The sequence below is a fragment of the Pseudomonas brassicae genome, from assembly GCF_010671725.1.
In the GTDB taxonomy this organism is placed as follows: Bacteria; Pseudomonadota; Gammaproteobacteria; order Pseudomonadales; family Pseudomonadaceae; genus Aquipseudomonas; species Aquipseudomonas brassicae.
In genome coordinates this window covers 1-8,618 of sequence record NZ_JAAHBU010000071.1, presented here as the reverse complement: position 1 = coordinate 8,618, position 8,618 = coordinate 1, and the positions used below count along the sequence as shown (strand labels likewise).

Here is an 8,618-nt window from a genome sequence, read left to right as displayed (position 1 = left end):
TGGATCAGCGCCTCGATCTCGCGGCCCACGGCGCTCAAGGCGCGTTGCAGGCGCTCGCGTTCGATAACCGGCGACTCGCCGCGCAGCGGGTAGTCGAAACTGCGCTCCACCTGGATATGCGCCGGACCGCTGGCAATGCCCGGTGCCGCCGCCACACCCTGAATCTGCGCACCCGCCACCGGCGCCAGCAGCACTGGCTCGGGCAGCACCGCCTCGACCACCTCGGCCACCGGCGCAAGCGCCTCGACCGCTTCGCCCAGGCCGGCCTGCACCGCTGCCAGCAAGGCCGGCAAGGCATCAGCGGCCACACTTGGCTCGGCAATGAACTCCAGCACCTGGCCACGGCGCGCACCCAGGCTCAACAGCTTGCTCAGGCTCTTGGTCGAAACGGCCGCTTCGCCGCTGTCGACCACGCGCACGCGCACTTCACCGTCGAAGGCCTTGGCCAATTGCGCCAGCACCTTGGCCGGGCGCGCATGCAGGCCATGCGCGTTGGCCAGGCCAATGCGCGCGCTCGGCCAGTCGGCCGGCAGTTCGCCGCCCAGCACTTCGAGCACTGCCCGGCTGCTGGTGGCGCGGAACAGTTCCTGCGCACGGCCTTCGATCAGCAGCGTGCACAGGCGTTCGAGCAGCGCCTGATGCGCTGCGCCCAGGCTGGCCAGGCAAAACAGGCCATTGAGCGGCTGCCCGAGGTAGCGCAGCGGCTGCTGCGGCGTGACAAAGGCCAGGCCCGGCTTGCGCACGGTCTGCTCGCTGTGCAGCCACCACAGGCCGTCGCCCAGGGGCAACGCCTCGACCTGCTGCAGCACGGCGGCAAACCCGTTGCCGGCACACTCGGCACGGCGCAGCAGGCGCGCACCACGCCACACCAGTTCTTCGAAATCTTCGGCAGGCACACCCAGGCCGATCATCTGCGCATCCAGCGCCAGCTCCTGGGGCGCGCCCTGCAACAGCTTGAGCAGCGCTTCGGCGCTGCCGGCGCGGCGCAGCGCCTGGGCCAGGTCGGTTTCACCCAGCGCGCGGGTCAGCAACTGCAGCAGGCGCAGGTGTTCGTCGGAGCGCGCGGCGATACCGATGGCCAGGTACACGATCTGCCCATCGCCCCAGTCCACCCCCTCGGGGAACTGCAGCAGGCGTACCCCGGTGGCGTGGACCAGGTCGCGGGTCTGCGGGGTGCCATGGGGGATCGCGATGCCCTGGCCGAGAAAGGTCGAGCCCTGCGCTTCGCGCGCCTGCAAGCCGGCCAGGTAACCGTCGGCCACCAAACCATCGGCGACCAGACGCTCGGCCAACAGGTGCAAGGCGGCGGACTTATCCACAGCCACCTGGCCCATGGATATCTGCTCTATGGTGAGCTCGAGCATGAACCTCTCCTTTGCAGCGCCAGGCTGGCGCCGAGGTATTGTTGTGAATTTAACAGCATAGGACCCGATCCTGATCCCGGCGCAAGCGATGGCCACGGCAGAAAAATCGCCTGCTGAAACGTTTAATCTAGAATAGCGTGCACGTTACTCGATAACCTGCGAACAATGAAAGCCCCATTTTGTCGGACAATTGCGACAATGGTCGTCTGCGCCAACGCGAGCGAATCGGCGACAATGCCCGGTCCGGCTCTGCAGTCAGCCCCGGTAATAACAAGGAAAATGCGGTGAAACTCAGCGATATTGCCCGTCTGGCCGGTGTCTCCGTCACCACGGCCAGCTATGTCATCAATGGCAAGGCCGAACAGCAACGTATCAGCATCACCACGGTCGAGCGCGTGCGTGCGGTGGTCGAGGCCCACGGCTTTACGCCCAACCCCCAGGCTGCCGGGCTGCGCAGCCGGCATACGCGCACCCTGGGGTTTATTCTGCCCGACCTGGAAAACCCCAGCTATGCGCGCATCGCCAAGCAGCTGGAACAGGGCGCACGGGCGCAGGGCTACCAGCTGCTGATCGCCAGCAGCGACGACCAGCCCGACAGCGAGCGCCAGTTGCAGCAGCTGTTCAAGGCGCGGCGCTGCGATGCGCTGTTCGTGGCCAGTTGCCTGCCTGAAGACGATGACAGCTACCGCCAGTTGCAGGCCAAGGGCCTGCCGATCATCGGCATCGACCGCAGCCTGGACCCGGCGCAGTTCTGTTCGGTGGTCAGCGACGACGAGCACGCCAGCCTGCAGTTGACCCGCAGCCTGCTCGACATCCGACCTGCGCATATTGCGCTGATTGGCGCACGCCCGGAGCTGAGCGTCAGCCGTGCCCGTGCCAGCGGTTTCGACCAGGCGTTGCAGGGTTTTCACGGGCGCGCCAGCCAGCACCAGGGCGAAGCGTTCAGCCGCGAATGCGGGCGCCGCCTGATGAGCGAACTGCTGGCCGAGCTCGGGGGCCTGCCCGACGCCCTGATCAGCACTTCGTACGTGCTGCTGCAAGGAGTGTTCGACGTGTTGCAGACCCGTGCGGCGGATTCACGCAGCCTGTACCTGGGCACCTTTGGCGACAACCAGTTGCTGGACTTCCTGCCGTTGCCGGTCAATGCCATGGCTCAGCAGCACGGGCTGATGGCCGAGACGGCATTGCGCCTGGCCCTGGCAGCCGTGGAGAAACAGCAATACGCACCCGGTGTGCATGCGGTGGCGCGCACCTTCAAACAGCGGATCTTCAAGGGCTGAGCATGCGCCTGGTCGATACCCACACCCACCTCGACTTCGCCGACTTCGACGCTGACCGCGACGAAGTGCTGGCGCAGGCGCGCCAGGCCGGGGTGGAGCGCATGGTGGTGCTGGGGGTGTACCAGGCCAACTGGCAGCGGGTGTGGGCGCTGGTCAAGCGCGAACCGCAGCTGTACGCCGCGTTCGGCCTGCACCCGGTGTACCTGGAGCAGCATCGCGCCGAGCATGTGCGCGAGTTGGGCGACTGGTTGAGCCGCCTGCGCGGTGACCGGCAGCTGTGTGCGGTGGGCGAGTTCGGCCTGGATTACTACGTCGCCGAGCTGGGCCGCGAGCGTCAGCAGGCGCTGTTCGAGGCGCAGTTGCAGCTGGCGGTGGACGTCGAGCTGCCGGCGTTGCTGCATGTACGGCGCAGCCATGCTGACGTGATTGCCCGGCTCAAGCGCTACAAGCCCGCGCGTGGCGGCATCATCCATGCGTTTGCGGGGAGCTTCGAAGAAGCTCGCGAGTACCAGAAGCTTGGCTTCAAGCTGGGGCTTGGCGGCGCGGCGACGTGGCCGCAGGCGTTGCGCTTGCGCAAGGTGCTACCACGCCTGGGGTTGGAGAGCGTGGTGCTGGAGACGGATGCACCGGACATGGCCCCGGTGATGCATGCCGGGGTGCGCAACAGCCCGGTGCACCTGCCGCAGATTGCGCAGGCGCTGGCCGGGGTGATGGGGGTTGAGGTTGAAGCGCTGGCGCAAGCCAGCACGCGCAATGCGTATGAGGTATTTGGTTGGTCGTGCTGACAACGCCGATCTGTCGGCCTTGTTTGCTCGCTTCAGATCTGTGTGGCCCTATCGCAGTCTTGCCCCCCTCACACCCTGAACGCCCCTATCAACTGTTTCAGCTCCATTACCTGCGCCGACAACTGCCGGCTCGCATCCTCGGTCTGGTGCGCACCCTGTGTCGTGTGCTCCGCCGCACGGTTGATCTGCACGATGTTCAAGTCGATGTCCTGCGCCACCGCCGTCTGCTGCTCCACCGCCGCCGCAATCTGCTGGTTCTGCTCGACGATGCTGTCCACCGCCCCAAGAATGTTCACCAGCGCCCGCTGCACCTGCTGCGACTGGCTCACCGTGCCCGCCGCCAACCGGTGGCTGCTGTCCATCGCGCTCACCGCCGCCCCCACACCGCCCTGAAGGCGCGAGATCATCTGGTCGATTTCCTCGGTCGACTGCTGGGTACGCTTGGCCAGGCTACGCACCTCGTCCGCCACCACCGCGAACCCACGCCCCTGCTCCCCGGCCCGCGCCGCCTCGATGGCAGCATTGAGCGCCAGCAGGTTGGTCTGCCCGGCAATGCTCTTGATCACTTCCAGCACCTGGCTGATTTGCTGGCTGTCGCTGACCAACTGGTTGATCACCCCCACCGACTGATCGATCTCGGCCGCCAAGCCGGCAATGCTGCCCTGCTGCAACTGCACCAGCTCGCGCCCGCTCAATGTCTCGCGGTTGACCCCCTGTGCACTGCTGACCGCCGCCGCCGCACTGCGCGCGACCTCCTGGGCAGTGGCCGACATCTGGTTCATGGCGGTGGCTACCTGTTCGATCTGCCCACGCTGGCCACTGACCGCCTGGGTACTGCGCGCCGACACCACATGCACCTGCTCGGCCTGGTGCTCGACCTCGGCCACCGTCACCCCAACCCGCTCGATCAGGTCGTGGATGCGCCGCACCGTCGCATTGAACACGCGCCCCAACTCACCCAGTTCATCGCGGCTGCGGGCTGGAAGGTCACCGTCATGTCGCCGCCGGCCACCTTGTCCATCATCGCGCCCAGCCGGCTCAAGGTGCTGCGGGTAGACGCATAGAAACCACCGTAGAGGTAGACGATCAGCAGGAACACTGCCGCCAGCGCCAGCACCAGCACCAGCATGTGCTGGCGATAGGCGGCCAGACGCGCCTGCAACTGCTGGTCAAGCAAGGCCAGGGTGGCGCTGTTGAGCTGGTAGGTCTGCTCGATCAGGCCGCTGACCTGCTGGTAGAACGCAGGCCACGGCGCATCAAGTGTCTCGGCCATCACCACCTGGCGCTCGAACAGCTCGCTGGCCTGCTTGAGCGAGGCCTGGCTGCTGGCTGCCTGGCGCGCCAATTGCGGCTCGCCGCCGACCGCGTCATGCACGCGGATGGCGTAATCGCCCGACAGCTTGTCGAGTTTTTGCAACAGGTCTTCGAAGCGTGTGCTGGCCGCTGAATTGAGAAAGCCCTGCGCCAGCGAATAGGCGCCCATCGCACGGCCCTCACCCAGGGTCTGGGTAACCTGGGCGGTGACCGTGGTCATCAGCTCGCTCATCTGGCGCACGCGGCTGTCGCTGTCCTGGCTCAGCCCCGCCTGGCTGGCCACCAGCCGGCTCAGCAATTGCGCCTGGGCCAGCAGTGCGTCGTACAACGCCGCCTTGGCCTGCAGCGAGCGTTCGGCTGCGGCCGCCTCAAAGCCTGCAAGCAGTTCGTCGCGCCTGGCCGTGAACACCTGGGCCTCTTCGACGATCACCGGCGCCAGGCCGCTCAGGCGAGCAACCGCCTGTTGTTCCAGAGCCAGGATGCGCGCCTCGACATCCTCGGCCTTGCCGGACTGCCCCAGCACCGCATTGATCTGTACCAGGTTGCCCAGGGTTTCCAGCTCACCACGCAGTGCCAGGGTGTCGCCCAGCAGGTCGAGGCTATGCAGCGCCACCTGGGTCGCATGGAACTTGGCGTAGGCGTCACGCACCAGGTAGAAGTTGGTCACCAGCATGGGCAGGAAAAACACAATGCTGATCAGGCTGAACTTCATGCCGAAGCTCAAGCGGTTCATCAATGCAATGGCGGGGTACAAGAGGCGCTTCACGTGTCGTCTCCTTCGATTTCTTATTGTTCTGCGCACAATGGCACCAGGCCACTGGCAAGCGTAAGCCGCACTTGTATAGCGCATATCGAAGGGGAGCTTTGTAACTTAAGGTTAACCAACCGTAGGAACGGGCCGCCGTTGCGGCAGCCCGGTTAAACCTTATGTGTCAGCCGAGCACGGTCCACAACGCCAGCCCCGCATACCACAGCACTGCCGAACGCAGCAGCAGTTCCCACAGGCTGTCCAGGCCGCACAGGCCCTGCGGGCCAGCGCCCAACTGAGCGGGGATTTCAGCCGCGGCGTTGCCGGCCAGTTCCACCAGGCGCGCGGCGCCGATGTTCCAGTTGAGCAGTTCGTTGAGCATCACACGGCTGACCGCAACAAAGTTGCCGACCAGCGCAAAGCTTGCCGCCAGCACCCGCACCGGGGCCCAGTCGAAGGCATGGCGCAACTGCCGGGCGCGTTCCTGCACCGCCGGGTTGTGCGCCTGCTCGGCGCTCAGTGCCAGCAGCCGATAGGCCAGTGCGGCCGCAGGGCCAAGCAGGCTGTACCAGAAGATCACCGCGAAAAAGCTCTGGTAGGCGTGCCACAACAGGTGGCCCTGAACCCTGCCAAGCAACGGCTGGCTGTCATCGGCAGTCACGCCCAGGTCGCGCTCGGCAACGTGTACCGCCGCCTGCTCATCGCCCCGGCGCCACGCATCGCGAAACGGCCCCAACGCCGCCTTGGCATCGCCCCGGCCCAGGCTGTAGACCACCACCAGCAGATGGATCGGCAGCGCCAGCAGGCCGTAGGCCACCGGCTCCAGCACGTACAGCAACAGGGCCAGCAGCGCCACCGGCAACACCACCAGCACGCACAGCACCCACCCGGGTCGACCTTGCCGTTGCGTTCCAGACGCGCCAGCTCGGCCAGGAAAAAACCATCGCGCTGCACGCGCTGGCGCAAGGCCGAAAACTTCTCGACCCACAACACCAGCAGTAACACCAGAAAACTCATGATCTGTCCTCGAAATCCTGCAACCCGGCGTGGTAACGCCCCCAGTCGAACGCCGGCCCCGGGTCGGTCTTGCGCCCCGGCGCGATATCGCTGTGCCCGCGAATATGCCCCTGGTCGATGGCCGGCCAGGCGCCCTGCAGCTGCCGGGTCAGTTGCTGCAAGGCAGCGTACTGGGCATCTGTGAACGGCAGTTGATCAGTGCCTTCGAGCTCGATGCCCAGGGAAAAGTCGTTGCAGCCCTCGCGGCCGTCGAAACAGGACACACCCGCGTGCCACGCACGGTCCAGGCAAGAGACAAACTGGGTGACCGTGCCGTCACGTTCGATGAAGAAATGCGCCGACACCCGCAGGTGCTCGATTTCTTCGAAGAACGGGTGCTCATGGGTGGGCAGGCAGTTCTGGAAAAACTGCTGAACCTTGCCCGTACCGAACTGCGCAGGCGGCAGGCTGATGTTGTGGATCACCAGCAGGCTGATCGCCTCGCCTTCGGGGCGCGCATTGAAATTGGGAGAAGGGCAATGGGTGACACCGGCGACCCAGCCAGTAGCGTGGTCCAACTGCATAGAAAATCCTGAAGCGTGAGGGCTCGGCTTGAGTATGCCCCGAGGGGTGGGCAGATGTATCGTTAAAAAGTGTGGGAGCAGGCCAGCCGTGTTGCAGGTTCTGGCCCCTTCGCCGGCACGTCCGGCGTCTACAACGCGTGCTTGCGCAACTGGCTCAGCACCGAGCCGAGCGCCCGTTCGAACAACTGGCTGGCATCCAGCATGCGCACCTCGCCCTGGCGCACCGCCACGGCCAGCCCGGCCGACGACCACTCGCGCAGCTTGCGCCCGGTACGATCGACGAACACATATATGTCGGTGCTGTGCGTCACCGCAATCAGCTTGCCACGCACCGGCTCGCCCGCCTCACGCAGCTCGATCCAGGCGCCGGGGCGCAGGCTGCGCACCTGCAGCAACGCCGGATCGTCCTCGGCCAGGCATCCCGACGCGGCCCCGGCCTGCACCGACTCGGGGCCCAGCAACACGATGCGGTCACGCACCAGCACACGTTCCACGTTCGCCCTGGCGCGCGGCGCCGATGTCTCCAGCGCCTGCAGGTGCAGAACCTCGAGCTGGGCAAAGAATTCGCTCGTGGCAAACGGGTCGAACGCCACTGCGGCCAGCCCTTCGCGTAACGCCTTGAGCAGGCCTGGCACCTGCGTCAACAGACGCTCGCGCGCCTCGGTAGCAGTATGTGGCTCGACACTCCAGAGCAACGCGTCAATCGTTGCCAGGCCCTCGCGCCACGGCGCCGAGTGCTCGCCATGCTTGAGGCAGGCCAGCAGCAGCACCTGGCTCCAGGCCTGCTCCAGCACGCGTACCACGCCCTGCGGCAGGCACCGGCCAAGCAGGCGTCGATTGAGTTCGTCCTGCACCAACTGACGCGCCAGCACCGTACGTGCACGGCCTTCCTCGGCATCACGGGTGCGCTGTTCAAGCAACTCGGTGCGACGGCGCTCATCGGCGCTGAACGCCAGAAACTCGCTGAGCAACTCGGCAAAGATCTGCGGGTCGTCGGCAAACTCGCTGAGCAGGCGTTGCACGATGGCCTCTATCCGCACATACAGCTCGTCGCGCTGACAGTCGTCGCGCGTCCCCCAGCCCATGGCCGCCGCGGCAATTTCGTCGAGCAGGCGCCGCGCCGGATGGGTGGCACGGCTGAAAAAACTCTTGTCGAGCATCGCCACCTTGAGCATGGGTATCTGCAGCCGTGCAATCAACAGGCGCAAGGAGTGCGGCAGGTTACGGTCGGCCAGCATGAACTCGAAGAGCATCGCGATCAGGTTGATCACATCCTCGTCGACCCCTTCGACCTTGCGGTACTTGCCGCTCTGCACGCTGACCCGGGTCAGCAGTTGCTCAAGCTGATGGCGCAGGTCGAAGTCCTGTACCTCGCCCGTTGCTGGCACGAACTGCTGCAAGTGCGACAGCAGGCGCAGCAAGTCAGGGCTGCTGAGCAACTGCACAGCACCGCACAGCTCCAGGCGCGGCGCCACACGCCCACGCACCGGTGACAGCAACGCCTGCAGCGAGGCAAACGCCGCCTGCACGCCGGCATCGGCCGGGGC

At 65.9% G+C, this 8,618-nt stretch carries 6 protein-coding genes and 2 pseudogenes; 2 read left to right on the top strand and 6 right to left on the bottom strand.

All coding sequences use genetic code 11. The annotated features are described in order from the left end of the window. A partial coding sequence (gene fruB / locus G3436_RS06300) for a fused PTS fructose transporter subunit IIA/HPr protein (protein WP_163942570.1) occupies positions 1-1,364 on the bottom strand: 1,364 nt, incomplete at its 3' end. A gap of 284 nt (positions 1,365-1,648) precedes the next feature. On the opposite strand from fruB, the gene cra reads away from it, so the two are divergent. Together cra and G3436_RS06290 are read left to right on the top strand one after the other, a co-directional pair. After that, positions 1,649-2,644 carry a catabolite repressor/activator gene (gene cra / locus G3436_RS06295; protein ID WP_163942567.1) on the top strand — a complete coding sequence of 332 codons (996 nt, stop codon included), beginning with the start codon at positions 1,649-1,651 and terminating at the stop codon, positions 2,642-2,644. Between the two features lie 2 nt (positions 2,645-2,646). Further along, positions 2,647-3,429 (top strand): TatD family hydrolase, encoded by a 783-nt coding sequence (locus G3436_RS06290; RefSeq protein WP_163942564.1) that lies wholly within the window; start codon positions 2,647-2,649, stop codon positions 3,427-3,429. A gap of 68 nt (positions 3,430-3,497) precedes the next feature. Here G3436_RS06290 and G3436_RS28790 read toward each other — a convergent pair. From G3436_RS28790 to G3436_RS06270, 5 genes and pseudogenes are all read right to left on the bottom strand, one after another. Continuing rightward, positions 3,498-4,070, bottom strand: a pseudogene (locus G3436_RS28790) (methyl-accepting chemotaxis protein); the annotation flags it as partial. 266 nt (positions 4,071-4,336) lie between these two features. Next, positions 4,337-5,509, bottom strand: coding sequence for a hypothetical protein (locus G3436_RS28785; RefSeq protein ID WP_420801184.1), 1,173 nt, complete (start codon positions 5,507-5,509; stop codon positions 4,337-4,339). A 166-nt stretch (positions 5,510-5,675) separates the two neighbouring features. Continuing rightward, positions 5,676-6,508, bottom strand: a pseudogene (gene ampE, locus G3436_RS06280) (regulatory signaling modulator protein AmpE). Next, entirely contained in the window at positions 6,505-7,071 is a 567-nt protein-coding gene (gene ampD / locus G3436_RS06275; protein WP_163942561.1) for a 1,6-anhydro-N-acetylmuramyl-L-alanine amidase AmpD, read from the bottom strand. Before ampD ends, ampE begins: the two are co-directional and overlap by 4 nt. A 128-nt stretch (positions 7,072-7,199) precedes the next feature. Continuing rightward, on the bottom strand, positions 7,200-8,618 hold a 1,419-nt coding region (locus G3436_RS06270), incomplete at its 5' end, for a DUF1631 family protein (protein WP_163942559.1).